At 73.8% G+C, this 20480-nt stretch carries 16 protein-coding genes and 1 pseudogene; 9 read left to right on the top strand and 8 right to left on the bottom strand.

Annotated features, from left to right (window positions below; translation table 11 throughout):
• Window positions 1-3: 3 nt before the first annotated feature.
• Together AB0A94_RS29700 and AB0A94_RS29695 are read right to left on the bottom strand one after the other, a co-directional pair.
• Window positions 4-357: a hypothetical protein gene (locus tag AB0A94_RS29700; protein WP_361749006.1), complete on the bottom strand. Its 354-nt coding sequence runs from the start codon at window positions 355-357 to the stop codon at window positions 4-6.
• A gap of 66 nt (window positions 358-423) precedes the next feature.
• Window positions 424-801, bottom strand: a complete 378-nt coding sequence (locus AB0A94_RS29695) for a DUF6479 family protein (protein WP_361749026.1) — start codon at window positions 799-801, stop codon at window positions 424-426.
• Between the two features lie 145 nt (window positions 802-946).
• Between AB0A94_RS29695 and AB0A94_RS29690 the strand changes: the two genes are divergently transcribed.
• From AB0A94_RS29690 to AB0A94_RS29680, 3 genes are all read left to right on the top strand, one after another.
• Window positions 947-1318: a ferredoxin gene (locus AB0A94_RS29690; RefSeq protein WP_217131292.1), complete on the top strand. Its 372-nt coding sequence runs from the start codon at window positions 947-949 to the stop codon at window positions 1316-1318.
• A 117-nt stretch (window positions 1319-1435) separates the two neighbouring features.
• Window positions 1436-3703, top strand: a complete 2268-nt coding sequence (locus AB0A94_RS29685; RefSeq protein ID WP_361749005.1) for a serine/threonine-protein kinase — start codon at window positions 1436-1438, stop codon at window positions 3701-3703.
• 50 nt (window positions 3704-3753) lie between these two features.
• Complete coding sequence (locus tag AB0A94_RS29680) at window positions 3754-5322, top strand: NAD(P)/FAD-dependent oxidoreductase (protein ID WP_361749004.1); 1569 nt, start codon at window positions 3754-3756, stop codon at window positions 5320-5322.
• 10 nt (window positions 5323-5332) lie between these two features.
• Here AB0A94_RS29680 and AB0A94_RS29675 read toward each other — a convergent pair whose 3' ends face one another.
• Window positions 5333-7111, bottom strand: coding sequence for a serine hydrolase (locus AB0A94_RS29675; RefSeq protein ID WP_361749003.1), 1779 nt, complete (start codon window positions 7109-7111; stop codon window positions 5333-5335).
• Window positions 7112-7310: 199 nt separating this feature from the next.
• Between AB0A94_RS29675 and AB0A94_RS29670 the strand changes: the two genes are divergently transcribed.
• Entirely contained in the window at window positions 7311-7889 is a 579-nt protein-coding gene (locus AB0A94_RS29670; RefSeq protein ID WP_361749025.1) for a TetR family transcriptional regulator, read from the top strand.
• 13 nt (window positions 7890-7902) lie between these two features.
• On the opposite strand, the gene paaK is transcribed toward AB0A94_RS29670, so the two are convergent.
• Both paaK and AB0A94_RS29660 read right to left on the bottom strand, forming a co-directional pair.
• Complete coding sequence (gene paaK / locus AB0A94_RS29665; RefSeq protein WP_361749002.1) at window positions 7903-9204, bottom strand: phenylacetate--CoA ligase PaaK; 1302 nt, start codon at window positions 9202-9204, stop codon at window positions 7903-7905.
• 238 nt (window positions 9205-9442) lie between these two features.
• Entirely contained in the window at window positions 9443-11119 is a 1677-nt protein-coding gene (locus AB0A94_RS29660) for a sulfatase (protein WP_361749024.1), read from the bottom strand.
• 336 nt (window positions 11120-11455) lie between these two features.
• On the opposite strand from AB0A94_RS29660, the gene AB0A94_RS29655 reads away from it, so the two are divergent.
• The 4 genes and pseudogenes from AB0A94_RS29655 (at window position 11456) to AB0A94_RS29640 (ending at window position 13673) form a co-directional block, all read left to right on the top strand.
• Window positions 11456-11698, top strand: a complete 243-nt coding sequence (locus tag AB0A94_RS29655) for a DUF397 domain-containing protein (protein ID WP_361749001.1) — start codon at window positions 11456-11458, stop codon at window positions 11696-11698.
• A 134-nt stretch (window positions 11699-11832) separates the two neighbouring features.
• On the top strand, window positions 11833-12735 hold the full coding sequence (locus AB0A94_RS29650; protein WP_361749000.1) for a universal stress protein: 903 nt from the start codon (window positions 11833-11835) through the stop codon (window positions 12733-12735).
• 36 nt (window positions 12736-12771) lie between these two features.
• Window positions 12772-13112 (top strand): annotated as a pseudogene (locus tag AB0A94_RS29645) (hypothetical protein); the annotation flags it as partial.
• 63 nt (window positions 13113-13175) lie between these two features.
• A complete protein-coding gene (locus tag AB0A94_RS29640) occupies window positions 13176-13673 on the top strand; it encodes a hypothetical protein (RefSeq protein WP_361749023.1) in 498 nt (165 codons plus the stop codon).
• A 54-nt stretch (window positions 13674-13727) separates the two neighbouring features.
• Here the strand turns inward: AB0A94_RS29640 and AB0A94_RS29635 are convergent, their stop codons facing one another.
• Together AB0A94_RS29635 and AB0A94_RS29630 are read right to left on the bottom strand one after the other, a co-directional pair.
• Window positions 13728-15656: an N-acetylmuramoyl-L-alanine amidase gene (locus AB0A94_RS29635; RefSeq protein ID WP_361748999.1), complete on the bottom strand. Its 1929-nt coding sequence runs from the start codon at window positions 15654-15656 to the stop codon at window positions 13728-13730.
• 342 nt (window positions 15657-15998) lie between these two features.
• Window positions 15999-17111, bottom strand: a complete 1113-nt coding sequence (locus tag AB0A94_RS29630) for an aminoglycoside phosphotransferase family protein (protein WP_361748998.1) — start codon at window positions 17109-17111, stop codon at window positions 15999-16001.
• 234 nt (window positions 17112-17345) lie between these two features.
• Here AB0A94_RS29630 and AB0A94_RS29625 point away from each other — a divergent pair, with 234 nt between their 5' ends.
• Window positions 17346-18836, top strand: coding sequence for a hypothetical protein (locus tag AB0A94_RS29625; RefSeq protein WP_361748997.1), 1491 nt, complete (start codon window positions 17346-17348; stop codon window positions 18834-18836).
• Window positions 18837-18863: 27 nt separating this feature from the next.
• Here AB0A94_RS29625 and AB0A94_RS29620 read toward each other — a convergent pair whose 3' ends face one another.
• Window positions 18864-20258, bottom strand: a complete 1395-nt coding sequence (locus AB0A94_RS29620) for a SpoIIE family protein phosphatase (protein WP_361748996.1) — start codon at window positions 20256-20258, stop codon at window positions 18864-18866.
• Window positions 20259-20480: the final 222 nt, after the last annotated feature.

Genomic DNA, 20480 nt, shown 5'->3' with positions numbered 1-20480 from the left:
TGCCTACGTACTACGGTCACCCTTCGGCTTGCCCCGCTGGTCCGGGGTGCCGTGCGGCGGCGGGCTGGACGGCTGCGGCGAGGTGGCGGGCGAGACGGGGGACCCGGCCCGGCCGGCGCCCTGTTCGGGACGCAGCGCGCCGGGGTCGCCCGACGTCGGCTCGGCACCCGCGTTCAGCTGCTCCAGCCGGGCCGTCAGCAGCTGGGTCGCCGGAACCCGGTCGGCGTGCGACCGCTCGTAGGCCAGCAGCTCCTCGACCTCGCCCGCGGACAGCGAGCGGATCCGGCTCTCCAGCCCGCCGATGGGCAGATGGTCGTAATCGGGCAGCGGCAGGGTGTTGCGGGCGGGATCTGCCATGGCTCTCACTTCCCTGTGTACGACGTTGCGGGCTCCCGGCGGCGGGCCGCCGGGGGAGCGGGACGGTCAGTGGCTGCCCGGGCCGCCGCTGCCGAACGCCCCGCTGCTGTCCTCGTTCCAGCGGGGCCGCTCCTGCGACGCGCTCGTGCGGCTGCCGGCGTTGCCGTGGCCCTTCAGCTCGTGCGGCAGCAGCCGCTCGTCGCTCGTGGGCACCTCGTCCGGCTCCCGCCGCTCCCGTGTCTCCCGGACCGGGCCCCCCTCGGGCATCCGGGGCTGCTCCTCCGGGCCGGGCCGGCGCACCGTGCTGTTCCTGACCCGGCGGCTGCCGAACACGAACATGCCGATCAGCAGCGCCACGACCACCACACCCGCCACCACGAGCCCCGCACCGAGGGCGCCGCGGCCCGCGGCGAGGTCGGCCGTTTCCATCCACGCGGTGTTCATCATGGCTCGCGGGTACCCCCGGTCCCGTCCACCAACCTGCCCACCTCACCGCACCGCGAGGCCGCCCGCCGCGGAACCCGGGAAACCGCGCGGAACCCTTGCGGGCACCGGGTTTGACCGCCGGGGCGGCGGCTACCCGCGTGGTGTGACGACGACATCCCAGGAAGAGCTGTTCCGGTTCCTGGAGGACCGTTTCGCGTGCGCCCAGGCATGCACCGAATGCGCGCGGGCCTGCGCCACGCGGGCGAGCCTTGTGGACCCGGACGGCACCGAGAACCAGGAACTCGTACGGCGCAAGGGCATCATGTGCGCGGAGGTCTGCGACGCGACCTGCCGGGTGCTGTCCGAGCAGAACCAGGTGGACGAGGCGACCATCCGCGTCCAGGTGGAGTGGTGCCGCCAGGTGTGCCTGGAGAGCGCCCAGGTGTTCGACGGCTGCTCCGGGGCGGAACAGACGGCGCAGGCGTGCCGCGCCTGCGCACGGGCCTGCACGGAGTTCCTCGCCACGCTGAACTGACCCGCCGGTGAGCGAGCGGGCCGGACGTCGCGGCACCGTACAAACTCGGGCGAGTTGCCGCCATACTGGACGAGCCAGGGGAGGCGGGGCGGACTGCGACGGGGGCGGGCGAAGGAGATGGGGGACGGCAGGCTGATCCACGGCCGGTACCGGCTGATCGACCGGATCGGACGCGGCGGCATGGGGGAGGTGTGGCGGGCACGGGACGAGTCACTGGGGCGGCAGGTCGCCGTGAAGTGCCTCAAACCCGTCGGCCCGCAGCAGGACCGGTCGTTCGGCCGGGTGCTGCGCGAGCGGTTCCGCCGGGAGGCCCGGGTGGCCGCGGCCCTGCAGCACCGGGGGATCACCGTCGTCCACGACTTCGGGGAGTCCGAGGGCGTGCTCTACCTGGTGATGGAGCTGCTCCGGGGCCGCGACCTCAGCCGGCTCCTGGAGGACAACAAGCAGCACCCGCTGCCGGTCGACGAGGTGGTGGAGGTCGCCGAACAGGTCGCCGCGGCCCTCGCCTACACCCACGACCAGGGCGTCGTGCACCGGGACCTCAAGCCCGCCAACATCGTGCGGCTCGACGACGGCACGGTGAAGATCTGCGACTTCGGCATCGCCCGCCTCGGCCACGACATCGGCTTCACCTCCCGGCTGACCGGCACCGGCGTCGCGATGGGCACCCCGCACTACATGTCGCCGGAGCAGATCAGCGGCTTGGAGGTGGACCGGCGCAGCGACCTGTACTCCTTCGGCTGCGTGCTGTACGAGATCGCCACCGGCGTACCGCCGTTCGACCTCGACGACGCCTGGGCGATCCTCGTCGGGCATCGCGACACCCCGCCCCGCCCGCCGCGCGTCCACCGCGCCGAACTGCCCGAGCGGCTGGAGCGGATCATCCTGGACCTGCTGGCCAAGGAGCCCGGCGGGCGGCCGGACAGCGCCCGCGAACTGGCCCGCCGGATCGGCGCGCTGCGGGCCGCGCCGGCCGTGGTGGCGGCCGGCGCGGGCTTGGCGGGCTCGTTCGACGCGCCCACGGTCCGTCCGTACCGCTTCGGGGAGCCCGAGCTGGCGGGGCGCGCGGCCCGGCTGCCGTCCTGGACCCGCGGCATGACCTCCGGACACAGGCCGGCCGGAACGGGACCGCGCACCGCGCCCCCCGACCCGGCGGCCGGCCTGTCCGGCGAGTGGATCGCCCGCCCCGCCACCGGCTCCCGCGCGCAGCCCGCGGCGGACGAGCCGCCCGCGCCCTCCCCGGAGGCGCTGACCGCCCTCGCCGGACGGCACAACGCGGGCCTGAGCCTGGGACGCCTCGGCCGCTGGACGGAGGCGGGGGAGGTGCACCGCGCGGTCGCCGCCGAGCGCGAGCACCTCCTCGGCCCCGACCACCCCGACACCCTCGCCAGCCGCTACGAGGTCGCGTTCACCCTCAGCCGCACCGGCCGCGCCGCCGACGCGCTGCGCGCCTACAAGCAGGTCGCCGAGGCCCGTATCCGTGCGCTCGGCGCCGACCACCCCGACACCCTCGCCGCCCGCCAGGAGATGGCGTACGTCCTGGCCCAGCTGGGCCGCCCCTCCGACGCCCACCAGGTCTACCTGTCGGTGCTCGCCGCCCGCGAGCGGACCACCGGGCCCGACCACCCCGACACCCTGCGCTGCCGCCACAACCTCGCCTTCAACCTCGGCCGGCTCGGCCGCCCGGAGGAGTCCTACGGCATGGCGTGCGAGGTGGCCGCGGCCCGCGCCCGCGTGCTCGGACCCGAGCACCCCGACACCCTCGTCACCCGGTACGACGTCGCCTACGCCCTCGGCCGGCTGGGCCGCTGGACCGAGGCCCTGGAGGCCTACCGCGAGGTCGCCGAGGCCCGCGCCAGGGCCCTCGGCCCGGACCACCCCGACACCCTCGCCGCCCGCTACGAGACCGGGATCAGCCTGGGCCGGCTCGGCCGCACCGGCCAGGCACTCGACCTCTACCGCGGCCTCGTCGAGGACCGCACCCGCGTCCAGGGAGCCACCCACCCCGAGACCCTGCGCGCCCGGCACGGCATCGGCGTCAACCTCGGCCGGCTCGGCCGCTGGGCGGACGCCCTCGCCGAGTCCCGCGAGGTGTGCGCGCTGCGCGAGCGGGTCCTCGGCCCCGACCACCCGGACACCCTGGTCAGCCGTCGCGAGGTGGCCGTCGGGCTGGGCTGGCTCGGCCGCTGGGCGGACGCGCTGACCGAGTACCGGCGGGTCGCCGGGACCCGCGAACGCGTCCTCGGGGCGGACCACGCCGACACCCTCGCCGCCCGCGACGACGAGGCCCACTGCCTGGAACGGCTGGGCCGCGGCGCGGAGGCGGCCGAGCTGCACCGCCGGGTGGCGGCGGTGCGGCAGCGGTGGGCGGCCGACGGGGCGTGAGGCCCCGGCCGCCCCTGGCCGGTGCGGAGCGGCGCGTGCTACGAAGGACCATGACCGCACCCGAGGGAACCCGGACCTACGACGCCGTCATCGTCGGCGGGGGCCACAACGGCCTCGTCGCCGCCGCCTACCTCGCCCGGGCCGGACGCTCCGTGCTGGTGCTGGAGCGGCTGGACCACACCGGCGGGGCGGCGGTGTCCACCCGCCCGTTCCCCGGCGTCGACGCACGGCTGTCCCGGTACTCGTACCTGGTCAGCCTGTTGCCCCGGAAGATCGTCCGGGACCTGGGACTCGACTTCCGGACGATCACCCGCACCGTCTCCTCGTACACCCCCGTCGAACGCGACGGACGGCCCACCGGGCTGCTCGTCGGCGGCGGCGAGCGGCGCACCCGCGAGGCGTTCGCCCGGCTCACCGGCTCCGAGAGCGAGTACCGGGCCTGGCGGCGCTTCCACGACATGACCGGCCGCGTCGCCCGCGGCGTCTTCCCGACCCTCACCGAGCCGCTGCCCACCCGCGAGGAGCTGCGCCGCGCGGTCGGCGACGAGGAGGCCTGGCGGACCCTGTTCGAGGAGCCCCTCGGCGTCGCCGTCGAGCAGCGCTTCGCCGACGACCTGGTGCGCGGCGTCGTCCTCACCGACGCCCTCATCGGCACCTTCGCCGACGCCCACGACCCCTCACTGAAGCAGAACCGCTGCTTCCTCTACCACGTCATCGGCGGCGGCACCGGCGCCTGGGACGTCCCCGTCGGCGGCATGGGAGCCCTCACCGACGCGCTGGCCGACGCCGCCCGCGCCGCCGGCGCGGTCATCGCCACCGGTCACGAGGCGGTGCGCGTCGACACCGACGGCCGCACCGCCGAGGTCGTCCACCGCACGGCCGACGGCGAGGGCGTCGCCGCCGCGCGGCACGTCCTGGTGAACGCCTCCCCGCGGGAACTCGCGAGGCTCACCGGCGACACGCCCCCGCCGCCCGCCGAGGGCGCCCAGCTCAAGGTGAACATGCTGCTCGAGCGGCTGCCCAGGCTGCGCGACACCTCCGTCGACCCGCGCGAGGCGTTCGCCGGCACCTTCCACGTCGCCGAGGGGTACGGACAACTGGCCGCCGCCCACGCCCAGGCCGCCGCCGGTGAGCCGCCCGCCGTCCCGCCCTCGGAGATCTACTGCCACTCGCTCACCGACCCCACGATCCTCGGCCCGGACCTGGCCGCCCGGGGCTACCAGACCCTCACCCTGTTCGGACTGCACACCCCCGCCCGGCTGTTCGAGCGGGACAACGACGCCGTGCGCGAGGAACTCCTGAAGTCGACGCTGGCCCAGCTCGACGCCCATCTGGCCGAACCCCTCGCGGACTGCCTGGCCACCGACGCCGACGGACGCCCGTGCCTGGAGGCCCGGTCCCCGCTGGACCTGGAACGCGACCTCGGACTGCCCGGCGGCAACATCTTCCACCGCGAACTCTCCTGGCCCCACGCCCAGGACGGCACCGGCCGCTGGGGTGTGGAGACCCGGCACGCCAATGTCCTCCTGTGCGGCGCGGGCGCCGTGCGCGGCGGCGGGGTGAGCGGAGTGCCGGGACACAACGCGGCCATGGCGGTGCTGGAGGCCGGGGAGGCGTGACGTGCCCGGCTCAGTCGGCCGACCGGGTCCAGCCCTCCGCCCGGACGCGCGCCGCGTCCGTCCGGCGCGCGTCGTCGAACAGCCGGCCGCCCGGCGTCTCGACCCGCACCCCGTCGACGTAGGCGCCGCGCCCCGCGTACAGCCGGTCCGTCGTGTACCGCCAGCGCAGGGTGAGGTCCCGCGCGGCGGGCAGGGCGGCGGTGAGGTCGTGCCAGACCCGGCCGGACCAGCCGGTGACCGTGCCGGACGGGTGCCGCCGCGGTTCCCCGTCCCGGCGCCGCGTGGTGAACGGCACCGGCTCCCAGGCCGTGCCGTCGTCCGTGGCGGCCTCCAGGACGAGGACGTCGGCGCGGGGCTCCGTGTCCCACCACAGCGAGCAGCGCAGCCGCGCCCCGCCGGACGAGGTGTCCAGCGCGGGCAGGGTGAGGGTCGCCGTCGCCGAACCAGCCATCCCGGAGAACCATGCCGTGCGGCCCCGGGCCGGGCGGACCGGCACCGCGCGGGCCAGCTGGTTCGCGGCGGCCACCCTGGGCGCGGAACCGGAGCGCCAACTGCGCGCCGGATGAACGGAGTTGCCCAGCACGACGAGGAACGAGTCGGTCGTCGGGTCGAGCACCAGGCAGGTCCCGGTGAAGCCGGTGTGGCCCGCCGTGCGCGGGGTGGCCATCGCGCCCATGTACCAGTGCTGGTACAGCTCGAAGCCCAGACCGTGCTCGTCCCCGGGGAAGGCGGTGTTGAAGTCGGTGAACATCAGCTCCACCGACTCCGGGGCCAGGATCCGCTCCCGGCCGTAGACACCGCCGTTGAGCAGGGTCCGCCCGAGGACCGCCAGGTCCCAGGCGTCGGAGAACACGCCCGCGTGGCCGGCGACCCCGCCCAGGCTGTGGGCGTTCTCGTCGTGCACCTCGCCCCACACCAGCCCCCGGTCGAGCCCGGACCACGGCCTGCGGGCGTCCTCCGTGGCCGCGATCCGCGGTCTCCAGGAGGCGGGAGGGTTGTAGCGGGTGCGACGCATGCCCAGCGGGCCGGTGATCTCGTCGCGCAGGAGGACGTCGAGGGTGCGGCCGGTGACCTCCTCCAGGACCAGCTGGAGCGAGATCAGGTTCAGGTCCGAGTACAGATAGGCGGTCCCGGGCGGGCTGACCGGCCTCTCGTCGTGGACGAGCCGGACCTTCTCCTCGTAGGTGGGCGCGTCGTACAGCGGGATCCAGGCGCGGAAGCCCGAGGTGTGGGTGAGCAGCTGGCGGATCGTCACGTCCTGCTTGCCCGCGCGCCCGAACTCCGGCAGGTACGAGGCGACGGCCGCCTCCAGCTCCAGTCCGCCCCGCTCGATCCGCTGCACGGCGAGGATCGACGTGAACAGCTTGGACACCGAGGCCAGGTCGAAGACGGTGTCCTCGGCCATCGGGATCTGCCGGTCGGGCGGGAACTCGACGCCCGTGTCGGTCTCCTCGTCGTACGCCCGATAGCGCACCGCCATGCCGATGGGCCGGTGCAGCGCGACCGTGCCGCCGCGCCCGGCGAGCAGGACGGCGCCCGCGTACCAGGGGTGTTCGGGGGACGGGGCGAGGAACGCCTCGGCGTCGGTGACGAGTTGCCGCAGGGGCGCGGCCAGCAGTCCGGCGCGCCGGGCCGAACCGTGCCGCAGGGTCGGACGGCCGCCGCGCGCCGGTACGGCCGCCGACGCCGGATCGGCCGGGAGGGAGGCGAAGGCCAGCGCGCCGCCCAGGGCCAGTGCGCCTCCGCCCAGTTGACGTCGGGTGAGGCTTCTCGCCCCTTCGTCCGCCATCAGGTTCCTCCCGGATCGTGGCCCTGCGCGGGCTGAAAGAACTTTTCGGGGATCGCCTTGCGGAGTGAAACTTTCCTGTCAGGTGCGGGCCGTGTCAATGGGGCGTGCGCGGTCGCTCCGCCCCGAGGTGGACGACTCCGGGCGTAGTACTCTGGCTGAAGTGGTGTGGCGGGTGTGCTGCGAGCGGAGTGGTGTGGCAGTGGTCAGACGGAACGAGCAGCGGCGGGCCGCCCTGGTGGACGCCGCGATCGAGGTGCTGGCCCGCGAGGGCGCCCGGGGCCTGACGTTCCGGGCCGTGGACACGGAGGCCGCCGTACCCGTCGGCACCGCGTCGAACTACTTCGCCTCGCGCGACGACCTGCTCACCCAGGCCGGCGCCCGGGTCTACGAGCGGCTCCAGCCCGACGAGGAACTCGTCGCCCGGCAGCGGGCCGCCGGGCGTGACCGGGAGACCTACGCGGAGCTGATGCGGGAACTGGTCGGCCGTATCGCCGCCTTCCGCACCGGATACCTCGCGCTGCTCGAACTCCGGCTGGAGGCCACCCGCCGCCCGGAACTCCGCGAGGTGCTCACCGAACGGGTCCGTGCCGACGTCGAGGCCAACGTCCGCTACCACGAGGAGTCCGGCCTCCCCGGCGACGCCATGGCCGTCAAGCTGCTCTACCTGGCGCTGAACTGGCTGATCGTCGAACAGCTCACCCTGCCGGACGTCTTCACCCCGGACGAGCGCGAACGGCTGGTGACGGCCGCGGTCGAGCGGATCGTGGCCGCCGGGTAGCCAAAGCGGGCGGTCAGTCCCGCTTCTCGCGCAGGTCCACGATCCGCCGGATCTTGCCCACCGAGCGCTCCAGCGTCTCCGGGTCGACGATCTCCACGTCCACCGAGACGCCGATGCCGCCCTTCACCGCCGCCGCGATCGACCGGGCGGCCGCGTCCCGCGTCGTGGCGTCCGCGTCGGCACGGGCCTCCGCGCGGACGGTGAGGGAGTCCATCCGGCCCTCGGTGGTGAGGCGGAGCTGGAAGTGCGGTGCCACGCCCGGGGTGCGCAGCACGATCTCCTCGATCTGCGTGGGGAAGAGGTTCACCCCGCGCAGGATCACCAGGTCGTCGCTGCGGCCCGTGACCTTCTCCATCCGCCGGAACACCCGGGCGGTCCCCGGCAGCAGACGGGTCAGGTCCCGCGTCCGGTACCGGACGACCGGCATCGCCTCCTTGGTGAGCGAGGTGAAGACCAGCTCACCCCGCTCGCCCTCCGGAAGGACCTCGCCGGTGATCGGGTCGACGACTTCCGGATAGAAATGGTCTTCCCAGATGTGGAGACCGTCCTTGGTCTCCACGCACTCCTGCGCGACACCCGGACCGATCACCTCCGACAGCCCGTATATGTCCACCGCGTCGATCGCGAACCGCTCCTCGATCTCCTGCCGCATCCGCTCCGTCCACGGCTCCGCGCCGAAGATCCCCACCCGCAGCGAGGTGGAGCGCGGGTCGACGCCCTGCCGTTCGAACTCGTCGAGCAGGGTGAGCATGTAGGACGGGGTCACCATGATGATCTCGGGCTTCAGGTCCTGGATCAGCGTCACCTGGCGGGACGTCATCCCGCCGGACGCGGGGATCACCGTGCAGCCGAGCCGTTCGGCGCCGTAGTGGGCGCCCAGGCCACCGGTGAACAGACCATAGCCGTAGGCCACATGTGCCGTGTCCCCGGGCCGGCCGCCCGCCGCGCGGATGGACCGGGCCACCATGTCGGCCCACAGGGAGAGGTCACCTTCCGTGTAGCCGACGACCGTGGGGCGTCCGGTGGTGCCGCTGGAGGCGTGCAGACGGCGGATCCGGTCGCGCCCCACCGCGAACATGCCGTACGGGTAGTTCTCCCGCAGGTCCGCCTTGGTGGTGAACGGGAAACGGGCCAGATCGGACAGCGAGCGGCAGTCGTCCGGGTGGACGCCCGCCTGGTCGAAGGACTCCCGGTAGAACGGCACGTTGTCGTACGCGTGCCGCAGGGAATTCCGCAGCCGTTCCAGCTGGAGCGCGCGCAGCCCTTCGGGGTCGAGCCGTTCCGCCGGGTCCAGCAGGTCCGCCGCCTCCGTCATCGGGACCGTCCTCCCACCTGTCGTACCAATTCGGACGACCGATCATTCGGTCGATCCTTCCGGGATCAGTAAGTCAGGCCACTGCTCCAGGGGCAAGAGTCCGCCTGCATTTTTCTCGCCCCCGCCGCCCCTTCCCGTCCCGACCCGGGGCTCCGCCCCGGATCCCGCTCCTCGAACTCCCCCAGAGGGGGCACCCCCGGAGGAGCTGTCCTTCAACCCGTCCGGCAAAAATCCGGCCTCACGGGCGCGCCGGCCCGCCCCGCGGCCCGTACGCCGTCATGAAGCGGTCGCGGAACTCGTCCATGGCCCAGCGCGGAGCGTCGGGCGCGGGCTTGAGGCCGTCGGTCCAGTTCCAGCCGGCCACCCGGTCCAGCACCTCCGGATCCTTGGCGACGATCGTGACCGGCACGTCCCTGCTGGTGCTCCCGGCGGTGACGGTGGGCACCGGCTGGTGGTCGCCGAGGAACACCAGGACCGTGTTCTCGTCGCCGTACCGCTCGACCCACCCGGTGAGGCTGCTCAGCGAGTACTCGATGGCCCGCCGGTACTCGGTGCGCACCTTCTCCGGGTCCTTCCAGACCTCCTTCGGGTCCGTGCCCTCCTTCTTGATCCCGTGGAACACCGAGCCGTCACCGAGGTCGTCCCAGTCGATCATGCGGGCGACGGGGGACCAGGGGTTGTGGCTGGAGGCGAGGATGATCTCCGCCATGATCGGCTCACGGTCCGCCCTGCCGTGCTCCAGCCGCTCGAAGGCCTCCAGGCTGAACTGGTCGGGCACGGGGGTCCAGCTGAAGTACGGGCCGTGGTAGCCGAGGTGCTCGGAGTCGTAGATGTGGTCCAGGCCGAAGAACTCGCCCTCCGGCCAGGCCCGCCGCACCCCGGGCACGATGCCGACGGTCCGCCAGCCACCGGCCTTACGGAAGTACTTGGTCAGGGTCATGCGGTCACTGGTGGTCAGACTGCGGTAGCGCTGCTGGTTCTTGATCCACAGGCCGGACAGGAAGGTGGAGTGCGCGAGCCAGCTGCCGGCGCCGGTCACCGGGGACTCCAGCCAGCCGCTGCGGGAGGCGAAACCGGCGTCCTCGAGCCTCCGGGTGCCGTCCTTCAGCGCCGCGTCGACCGGTCCCGCCATCGCCGGGTCGTCGATCGCGACCCGGCCGTAGCTCTCGACGAAGGTGAACAGGACGTCCTTGCCGCGCAGCCCGGTGAGCAGCCGGTCGGGCGGCGTGTCCGCGAAGGCGTCGACGGCGGCCTCCTTCTCGAAGACCCGCGCGTCGCGCAGCCCCGCCCGCACCTGCTCCACCCGGTTGCCCAGCATCTCCGCGGTGCCCTTGGTGGCGACCGGCACACCGGCGACCTGCACGCCCAGCGTGACACAGGTGATCCACGCGACGCCCAGGACCAGCGTCGTGCGGACGGCGACGGGACGGTGGCGGACCATCAGGCCGGTCAGCCGCACCGTCGCCAGCGTCATCAGCACCAGCAGGGCCACGAACAGCGCGATCACCCCGGCCACGGCGAGCACCTGCCCGCCCCGGCCGAACGACTCCCGGACGAAGTCCGTCGCGTCGTCCAGCAGGATCCAGTCGAGCACCAGGTCGAAGGGCCGGGCCAGCACCTGGTGGAAGCCCATGTCCACGAACTTCAGGACGGTGAGCAGACCGAGCAGGACGCCCGAGACCACCGCCGCGATCCGCCGCCACCTCGACGGCAGCGCGAGCAGCAGCGTGGCGAGCAGGATGCCCTCGGCGGGCAGCCGGACGAACGCGCCGACCTCGAGGCGTTCCACCCGGTTCGGCACGAGAAGCGCGAAGAGCACCAGCGCCCCGGCGAGAACGGTCGTCCCGACGGTGACGCCGCGCGCCGTACGCGGCCACCGGTGCCGCCAGCCGAACCAGCCCGGTGGCGTGACCACCGGCGGTGTGCCCTTGGCGGTCTCCCCGGGCGCGGCCGGGCCGCCGTCCCGGCCCGCTCCGCCCTCGGTGGTGTCCGGCAGTCGGCGGGGGCGAATGAAGAGCGACACCCGGAGGGTCCTTCCGTGCGGTCCTGCGATGGCATGGCGAACAGGACCCGGTGAGCGGGCCCGCCCCCACCAGTACGTCGGCACGCCGCCACGGGTTCAAAGCGCGCCGGCCCGGTTTGGTCCGCCCACTCCGGCGCCCTCGCGAAAGGTGCTCCTCGCGGCCTGTCGGGGGCAGGGACCGATCGCTAGGCTGGCCCGCGGACGACGGTAATCGGGAGGAGCACGGACGTGGCCGAGAGCACCACCCAGCAGCGCCCGCTGACGGGCTGGGACAAGCCGGACCTGGACCTCAGCAACGCGCAGTGGCAGTCCAGCAGCCGTGGCCTGGGCGATGTCCAGATCGCCTTCGTGGAGGGCTTCATCGCCATGCGCAACAGCGGCAGTCCGGAGAGCCCTTCCCTGATCTTCACCCCCGCCGAGTGGGGCGCGTTCGTGTCGGGAGCGCGGGAGGGGGAGTTCGACCTGACGTGAGCGGCGTCGCCGCCACGAGGGTGTTCCGCGCGTTTTTCCGGACACGCGATCCGAAGCGCCGTTCCCGGCCCCCGCCTGAGTCAGGCTGGCCGGGGGGGCGAAGAGCGATGGTCGTATCCCGGAGGCGAGGAACCATGAACACCCAGCCGGTCGTCGCGGCGGTCGACGGTTCGGACGACAGCCTGCGCGCGCTGGAGTGGGCCCTCGACGCCGCACGCCGGCGCGGAGCCCCGCTGCGGATCGTGCACGTACGCCAGTACGCCCCCTGGACGCAGCCCGAGGTGCTGGCGGCCGGACCGCCCGACCCCGACGAGGACCCGGTCCTCGACCAGGTCCGCGGTCACCTGGCACAGCGCGGCGGCCTGCCCGCCGTCGAGTACGCCGTGCCGGAGGGGGCGCCCGGGGTGTTGCTGCCCGAAGTGGGGGCCGCGGCTCGGCTGCTGGTGCTCGGCTCCCGGGGCCGCGGGGGCTTCGCCAGCCTGCTGCTCGGCTCCAATTCCCTGGCCGCGGCCCGCGACGCCGAGTGCCCGGTCGTCGTCGTGCCCCGGCCCCGGCGCGGCGGCGAGGAGAGGACGTCCGGCGGGGCCGACCGGCCCGTGGTGGTCGGCCTGAACGCCGACGGCCCCGACGAGGCCACGCTCGCCTTCGCCTTCGCGGAGGCGGCGCTGCGCGGCGCCCGGCTGCGGGTTCTCGTCGCCTATCCGTGGCCGCTGCAGACCTGGATGCTGCCCGGGGAGATGCCTCCGCCGCAGGTCGATCAGGGCGCTGTCGAGCACGAGAACCGCCTTCTCGCCGACGGCTTCCTCGCTCCGCACCGGGAGCGGCATCCCGAGGTCACCGCCGGGATCGACGTGCTGCCCGGAGACGCGGCCGGCCATCTGGTCGAGGCGTCGCGGGACGCCGAGCTGGTCGTCGTGGGCCGTCATCGGCGTCGGCTGCTGGCGCCGGCCCGCATGATGGGGTCGGTGACGCAGGCGGTGCTGCTCCACGCGGTGAGTCCGGTCGCGGTGATTCCTCCGGCGGCACCGGAGGAGTAGTCCGGAGGGGCCGGCCGAGCCGGGGCGGGGCAGGAGGTGCCGACCGGTGCGGAACGCCACGTCGCCGGCGCCGATGGTCTCGCCCGTGTCCGTGACCTGCGCACCGCTGTCCGCACCCTCCTCGCGCACGCCGTCCGCCCGGCCGAACCGAGCCCCGCGGACGCGACCCGTCTGCTCCCCCTCCCCGAGGTGCCGCGGCGCCTGAACGACGCTGCCGCCCGCACCTCCACCGGCCCCGACCGCGAGCGCCTGCGCGCCTGCCACGCCCCCGCCGCGTGCGCCACTTCCCGAAGGAGCACCCGCGTCAGGAGTGGCGCGAGCCCTCCTGCGGCGACCGCGCCCGGGTGGCCCGCCACCACGAGCGGCACCGGCGGTCCGGGGAGCCGGGGCGGGTGTCGCCCGACCGTCCATACGCGGGTCCGGGCACGTACCATGGCGGCATGTCGTTCCTCCGCCGCCGCAGTGCCACGCCCGCCGGGCCCGACTTCGACGTTCTGGCCATGGACCCGGGCGACTGGCCCGGCAACCTGGGCGCCGGGCTGCTGCCCGCCCCCGACGGAAGCTGCCAGGGCGTCTTCCTGCGCTACGACCTGTTCGGCGGCCGCGGCCCCGCGATGGTCATCGGCAATCTGCCCGAGGGCTCCCCGGCCCGGGACGTCCCGGAGGGCGAGGTCCCCTTCGAGGTCGGGCAGCTGCTGCTGGCGCTGGAGAACGACGAGGAGATCACCGTCGTCGGCACCGAGGACGTGCCGGTGATGCAGGGCGACAACCTGCTGATCGTGCGCCGGGTCAAGCTCTCCGAGGGCCGGATCTCCTGCGTGCAGTTCGACCGCAGCGACAACGTCCTGGTGACCATCGCCGCCTGGGACCGCCCCATCACCGACGACCTGTACGCCCTCCTCAAGCCGCTCCCCGCGGAGCTGTTCCAGCAGGGCTGACACAAGGGGCCGGGTTCCGTGGGAACCCGGCCCTCCCGCTACGCCCCCGCACCGCTACGACGACGTCACCGTCACGTCCGCCGCCCGGACGAAGCCGACCCGGTGGCCGAACTGGATCTCGTAGTACAGGTCCTCGCCCCGCACCACCTGGTGGGACGCCTCGTCGAAGGTCACCGCGTAGTAGTACTCACCGGGCACCTTGCCCCCGGTCACGTACTTCTGCCCCTCGGGCACCGTGTACGGCAGCGGCGACACCGCCTGGGCCGGCACGCCCTCCGGGTAGGCGGCCTCCTCCGGGTACGCCCTTCCGTACACCGGCACCGGGCCGAGGCCCTTCCTCGGGGTGACGACCCTCCCCTTCGCGGGCACGGCGGTCGGCTGCTCCTCCGGGTTCCTGAACCAGGCCTTCTGACCGAGGTACCAGATGGCGGTCCAGTCGCCCCAGCGGTCGGCGACCGCGTACTGCTGGCCCGTGGAGGCCCGCGAGGACAGGTCGTTCACCCCGGTGGTCGGGGCGGAGCCGAGGCCGATGTCCCTGATCAGCGGGGAGTCCTCGGCGTGGTCGGAGTACAGCCGCACCGCGCTCGACCCGTGGGCGGCGCACGGCTCGCCCGCCCGCTCGCAGCCCGTGAACACCGGCCGGTTGGCGGAGTGGTCGGGCCGGATCGTGACGACGCCGGCGTTCTCGCCGGCCGTGGCCCTCAGGGGTTCGCCCAGCAGTTCGAAGTAGTGCCGCCAGTCCCAGTACGGTCCGGGGTCGGTGTGCATGCCGGGGATGGTGGCGGTGGTCGTCCCCGGCACCGTGTCGTGGCCGAGGATGTGCTGCCGGTCCAGTGGGATGCCGTACTTCTCGGCGAGGTACTTCACCAGCCGGGCCGAGGACCGGTACATCGCCTCGGTGTACCAGGCGTCGGGATCCGCCAGGAAACCCTCGTGCTCCAGACCGATCGACCCCGCGTTGACGTACCAGTTGCCCGCGTGCCAGGCCACGTCCTTCGCCTTCACATGCTGGGCGATGTGGCCGTCCGTGGAGCGCAGACTGTATTGCCAGGACACATAGGCGGGGTCCTGCACCATGTCGAGGACGCCTTCCCAGGCGCCCTCCGTGTCGTGGACGACGATGTACCGGATGCGCTGCGAGGCGGGCCGGTTCCCCAGGTCGTGGTTGCCGTAGTCACCGTCGCCGAACTCCTCGTACGGGGCCGGGACCCACTCGCACGACACCGTCCTCGGGCACTCCGTCCCGGCGGCGGAGGCGGTGCGCAGTCCGGCGCGCTCCAGCGCCGCGGTGTCGGGTGCGAGGTCCGGGCGGGCGCCCAGGACCACCCGCTGCCCGGCGTCCGTGACCCGTGCCCCGCCTGCGCGGATCACCTCGTACACCTCGTGGGCGTACGCCGCCGCCGACGCGGTGTCGTCCGCGCCGGAGAAGAGGGCGACCGCCGCGTACCAGTCCGCGGGGTCGTCGCTGCTCGGCCCGCCCAGCCGGCGCTGGGCCTCGGCCAGCAGGGCGGCGCCGCCCGCCACGTTCGCGGCCGGGTCCTCGCGCAGGCGTTCGGGGCTGAGGCCGGTCAGGCGGGCGGCTTCCGGCAGCGTGGTGAGCCGGTCCGGCAGCTCCTCGGTCCGTGCCGCTCGTGCCCCGGGACTTTTCGGCGGGCGGGCCTCGTCGCCGCGCGGGTCCTCCGTGCCGGAGGAGTGGTGGTCGGAGGCGGCGAGCGCGGTGCGGGCGTCCGTGAGGTGCATCGGTCCGTAGCCGCCGGTCACGCTCGGGGCGCCACCGTGGGCGTCCCAGCGGGACTGGAGATAGGAGACGCCCAGCAGCACGCTCTGCGGCACGCCGTACTCGGCGGCGGCGGTGGCGAACGCGTGCTGGAGGTGGGCGGTGCTCGGCGGGACGGCGGAGGGGGCGGCGCCCAGGAGGGGGAGGGTGAGGGCGGTTGCGGCGAGGGTGCGGATGGCGATCCGGGTGGGGACGGGTCGTCTCATGCGGCCTCCTGGGGCGGCGGTGCGTGTGACGGGAGCCGAGCGGTGTGTCAGTGGTACCGGTCAGCTGATGATCCGTCAATCATGCCCGGGGAGGCGCGTATTACCTTGTCAATGGGGGTGCGCGTCGCTTTCGTGGTGGTGGGTGCCAGGCCTGCGGGGCGTCAGTGGTGTACGCCAGTGGTGGGGCGGGGGGTGTTGCGCAGCCCGGCGTTGCGGGGTGCCTCCCCCACTCTCGGCTTCGCTCGAGCGGGGGGACCCCATCGCCCACCCGTGCCGCCCCAGCGGCACGACTGCCCGCAGCTGGGGCGGCACGGGTGGGCGCGGTTGGGGTGATGGGGGGGGTCAGCGGGTGCCCACCGCTGCGCGTACTGCTCGGCGGGCCATCTGGCAGTCGTCGTGGAGGCGGCGGAGGAGCAGGCGGTGTTCCTCGCCGGACGGGGCCGAGGGGGACGTGTCCTGCATCGAACGCTGTACGGCCGTCTCGTAGGTACGGATCTCCCGGGTCAGCACCAGCATCAGGTTCACCAGGAAGGCGTCCCGCGAGGCGGGCCCCGCCGACTGGGCGATCTGGCTGATCTGACGCCGCGCCACCGGCGCGTCCCCCAGGACCGACCACAGCGTCGCCAGGTCGTATCCCGGCAGGTACCAGCCCGCGTGCTCCCAGTCCACCAGCACCGGACCGGCCGGTGAGATCAGGATGTTGGAGAGCAGGGCGTCGCCGTGGCAGAACTGGCCCATGCCCTGCCGGCCGGTCGCCAGCGCGATGCCGTGCAGCAGCTTCTGCAGGTCGCCGAGGTCCCGGTCGGTGAGCAGACCCAGTTCGTGGTACCGGGAGATGCGGGCCGCGTAGTCCAGCGGCGCGTCGAACGTCCCGGCCGGCGGCCGCCAGGAGTTCAGCCGGCAGACCGCGCCGAGTGCCGCCCTGATGTCCGCCCGCGGCGGTGCCTCCACCGGGTGCCGCTGGAGCGCCGCCACCCGGCCGGGCAGCCGCTCGATCACCAGCGTGCCGTTGTCCGGGTCCGCCGCGATCAGCCGGGGCGCCCGCACGGGCGGGCGGTGCCGGACGAACGAGCGGTATGCCGCTATTTCGTGGCGGATCCGTTCGCTCCACGCGGGGGAGTGGTCCACTAAGCACTTGGCGACCGCGGTGCTCCGGCCGGCGGTGCCGACCAGCAGGACGGACCGGCCGGTGCGGCGCAGCACCTGGACCGGCGCGAACTCCGGGCAGATGCGGTGCACCGACGCGATCGCCGTGCGCAGCTGGGCGCCCTGCGGGCCGGACAGGTCGAGCCTCCCGCTGAGCGGCTGGATGCCCGGTCCCGCGGTGCGCCGTACGCCGCCCGCGCCGAGCACGGGGTTCGCCGGGCGCGCGGGGGCGAGGTAGGGGCCGCTGTCCGACGGACGGGGGCGCAGCGGCCGGGGCGGGGCGGACACGGAGGACGATGCTGCGTACATGGGTGATACAGATCCCTTCGTGTGCCTGCGACGTCAGCGCACCACCCGGCCCGGCCGCCCGGGCGCACCCTGGGGAATGCCCCTGTGGCGACGGGGTCGTGGTGGCGCGTTCCTACTCGACACCCGATGCCCCCTGGCACACCATCTGGCGCACCCTGGCGAACCCTGGCGAATAGTCGCCCGGCAACCCGCACCGGGCTACTGTCAACTCAGCCGAGAACCTGGGGGCTTGACGTGAGCGGACAACCCAACACCCGGCTCTCGGACCTGTTCGGCCTGGCCGGCTGGTCCAAGGGCGAACTCGCGAGGCTGGTCAACCGGCAGGCGGCGGCCATGGGCCACCCCCAGCTGGCGACCGACACCTCCCGGGTGCGGCGGTGGATCGACATGGGAGAGATCCCGCGCGATCCCGTACCGCGGGTGCTGGCGGCCCTGTTCACCGAGCGTCTCGGCCGTGTCGTGACCATCGAGGACCTCGGTCTGGTCCGGCACGGGCGTACGGGGAAACGGCCACGCCCCGGGAGTGCGGAACATCCCGACGGAGTGCCGTGGGCGCCCGAGCGGACAGCCGAGGTCCTCACCGAATTCACGGGAATGGACCTCATGCTCAACCGACGCGGCTTGGTGGGCGCGGGTGCCGCGCTCACCGCGGGCTCCGCACTCAGCAGCGCCATGCACGACTGGCTGCACACCGATCCGGCCCTGACCGCCGACGCTCCCCGACTCGACGACCCCCTGCGCGTCGACCCCGCCGGGTTCGACCGTTACGAGGCCGCCCCGATCGGCTCGCAGGAGATCGAGGAACTGGAGCGCTCCGTGGAGGTGTTCCGCGCCTGGGACGCCGCCCGGGGCGGCGGTCTCCAGCGCAAGGCGGTGGTCGGCCAGCTCAACGAGGTGGGCGGCATCCTCGCCTACCACCACCCACCCCATCTCCAGCGGCGCCTGTGGGGCGTCGCCGCCAACCTCGCCGTCCTCGCCGGCTGGATGTCGCACGACGTCGGCATGGAACCCACGGCCCAGAAGTACTTCGTGATCGCCGCCCACGCGGCCCGGGAGGGCGGCGACCGGCCGCGCGCGGGCGAGGCGCTCTCCCGGGCGGCCCGGCAGATGGTGCACCTGGGCCGGCCCGACGAGGCGATGGACCTGATGGAACTCGCCCAGTCCGGCTCGGGCGAGGAGGTCCTGCCGCGCACCCGCGCCATGTTCCACACCATCGAGGCCTGGGCGCAGGCGTCCATGGGCAAGGGCCAGGCGATGCGCCGCACCCTGGGACAGGCGGAGGACCTCTTCGTCTCCGACAAGGGGGACGTGCCACCGCCGAACTGGATGCAGCTGTTCAACGAGGCGGACCTGTACGGCATGCAGGCCCTGGCGTACCGGACGCTCGCGGAGTTCGAGCCGGACGCGGCCGTGCACGCCCAGCACTACGCGGACAAGGCGCTGGCACTGCGGGTCGAGGCACAGCAGCGGTCGAAGATCTTCGACTTCCTGTCCATGGCCTCCGCGTGCTTCATCGCCGACGATCCCGAGCAGGCGGACCGGTTCGCGCGCCTCGCCCTGGTGTCGATGGGCCAGAACTCCTCGCGCCGCACCTGGGACCGGCTGCGCCAGATGTACCGGCTCACCGCCGAGTACGCCTCGTACCCGAGGATCCAGGAACTCAGGGAGGAGATCGAGCTGGTGCTGCCCAGGCCCAGGGGCAAGGGAGGCAGCGCCCAGGCGTGAGGGCGGTCCGGCCCGCGGGCTCGCTCGCTACGGGGTGACCCGGGCGACGAGCACACAGGCGGCGTCGTCGCGCTCCCGCTCGCCGAACTCCTCCGCGACCGCCCGGACGCAGTCCTGTGCGGTGCGGGCGGCGGCGAAGCGCGGGGCCAGTTCGAGCAGACGGTGTGCGGCCGTGGCTCCGGCGTGTCCGGGCACCAGCCCGTCGGTGTGCAGCAGCAGCACGTCACCGGCGTCGAGGGTCTCCTCGGCCTGTCCGTAGGAGGCGCCCGAGACGGCGCCGAGCAGCACGCCGTCCGGCGTGTCCAGCGCCCGCCCCGTCCCGCCGCGGAACAGCAGCGGGGCGGGGTGCCCGGCCTGCGCCCACAGCAGTGAGCGGGTCCCGGGCCGGTAGCGCAGACAGACGGCGCTGCCCAGGGCCGGCTGCGCGGTGGTGTCCAGTAACCGGTTGAGGCAGGCCAGCAGCGGTCCCGGCGCGGTGCCGGTCATCGCCATGCCGCGCACGGCGCCGAGCAGCATCGCCATGCCCGAGGCCGCGCCGACGCCGTGCCCGGTCAGGTCGCCGACGCTGAGCAGCGTCGTACCGTCGGACAGTTCCAGGGCGTCGTACCAGTCGCCGCCGATCCGCGCGTGCGCCGACGGCGGCAGGTGGGCCGCGGCGAGGTCGAGGCTTCCCGGGCCGGCCTGCGGGAACCGCAGGGGGCCGTGCCACGTCGGCAGCACGGCCTCCTGCAGCTCGACCGCGAGCCGGTGCTCGGTCCGCGCGGCGGCGTGCCGTTGGCGGTGCAGCGAGTCACGGGTCTCGCTCACCGCCCGCCGGCAACGGCGCACTTCGCTGACGTCGCGCAGCACCGCCCACATCGAGGCGGTGCTGCCGTCGGCACCGAGTACCGGTTCGCCCATCATGTGCACGGTCCGTACACCGTCGTCCGGGCGTACGACGCGGAACTCCCCGTCGATGGGCCGGGCGTCGACGAGACAGTCCGTGACCATCGCGGTCAGCCTGGGCCGGTCCTCCTCGAACACCAGCGAGGGCAGTTCGTCGAGGGTGAGCGGCGCGGCGGCCGGGTCGCGGCCCAGGATCCGGTACAGCTCCCCGGACCAGCGCACCTCGTCCGTGAGCAGGTCCCACTCCGCGCTGCCGACCCGGCTGAGCAGGGCGTCGTGCGGTGCCTGCGCCGGCACGGGGAGCGGGTCGTCCCGCAGCTGCGCCAGGTGCCCGTCCAGGTCGTCGAGCTGATGCAGCGCCAGGTCGTACAGCGCGCGTCGCCAGCGTTCCCGCGGGTCCGCCGCGTCGGCCGGACCGTCCCGGCGTGCGGCGTCGACCTCGCCCTTGAGCCGCCGGGTCTGCGAGATGAGCGCGTCGACCGGGCCGCGTCCTGGCGGCTGGGCGGCTGGGCGGTCCGCGGAGAGGTGGGACGGCATGACGCACTCCGATGCGGGGACGGTACGGCCTTCAGGCGGAGGGAGGACCGTTACGACTCTCGCACAGCCCGCGACGGCCCGTAAGGGATTCGGCAACACACGATAAGGCGGTGCCCATGGCATATGTCACCGTCTTCACCGGGTTACCCGCGGGAATACGTCAGAGGCGCTACGGGCGTCTCAACTCCCATGGTACGCAAGTGATATGACGCTCCGTCGGTC

This window comes from Streptomyces sp. NPDC044984 (assembly GCF_040646935.1).
GTDB lineage: Bacteria > Actinomycetota > Actinomycetes > Streptomycetales > Streptomycetaceae > Streptomyces.
Note: the sequence above shows the minus strand (reverse complement) of the source record. Positions and strands in the feature narration are given on the sequence as shown.

What these genes read in the sequence shown, in the direction of transcription:
- AB0A94_RS29700 (WP_361749006.1), bottom strand. Translation starts at nt 357, where the DNA reads ATGGCAGATCCCGCCCGCAACACCCTGCCGCTGCCCGATTACGACCAT.
- AB0A94_RS29695 (WP_361749026.1), bottom strand. Translation starts at nt 801, where the DNA reads ATGAACACCGCGTGGATGGAAACGGCCGACCTCGCCGCGGGCCGCGGC.
- AB0A94_RS29685 (WP_361749005.1), top strand. Translation starts at nt 1,436, where the DNA reads ATGGGGGACGGCAGGCTGATCCACGGCCGGTACCGGCTGATCGACCGG.
- AB0A94_RS29680 (WP_361749004.1), top strand. Translation starts at nt 3,754, where the DNA reads ATGACCGCACCCGAGGGAACCCGGACCTACGACGCCGTCATCGTCGGC.
- AB0A94_RS29675 (WP_361749003.1), bottom strand. Translation starts at nt 7,111, where the DNA reads ATGGCGGACGAAGGGGCGAGAAGCCTCACCCGACGTCAACTGGGCGGA.
- paaK (WP_361749002.1), bottom strand. Translation starts at nt 9,204, where the DNA reads ATGACGGAGGCGGCGGACCTGCTGGACCCGGCGGAACGGCTCGACCCC.
- AB0A94_RS29650 (WP_361749000.1), top strand. Translation starts at nt 11,833, where the DNA reads ATGAACACCCAGCCGGTCGTCGCGGCGGTCGACGGTTCGGACGACAGC.
- AB0A94_RS29640 (WP_361749023.1), top strand. Translation starts at nt 13,176, where the DNA reads ATGTCGTTCCTCCGCCGCCGCAGTGCCACGCCCGCCGGGCCCGACTTC.
- AB0A94_RS29635 (WP_361748999.1), bottom strand. Translation starts at nt 15,656, where the DNA reads ATGAGACGACCCGTCCCCACCCGGATCGCCATCCGCACCCTCGCCGCA.
- AB0A94_RS29630 (WP_361748998.1), bottom strand. Translation starts at nt 17,111, where the DNA reads ATGTACGCAGCATCGTCCTCCGTGTCCGCCCCGCCCCGGCCGCTGCGC.
- AB0A94_RS29620 (WP_361748996.1), bottom strand. Translation starts at nt 20,258, where the DNA reads ATGCCGTCCCACCTCTCCGCGGACCGCCCAGCCGCCCAGCCGCCAGGA.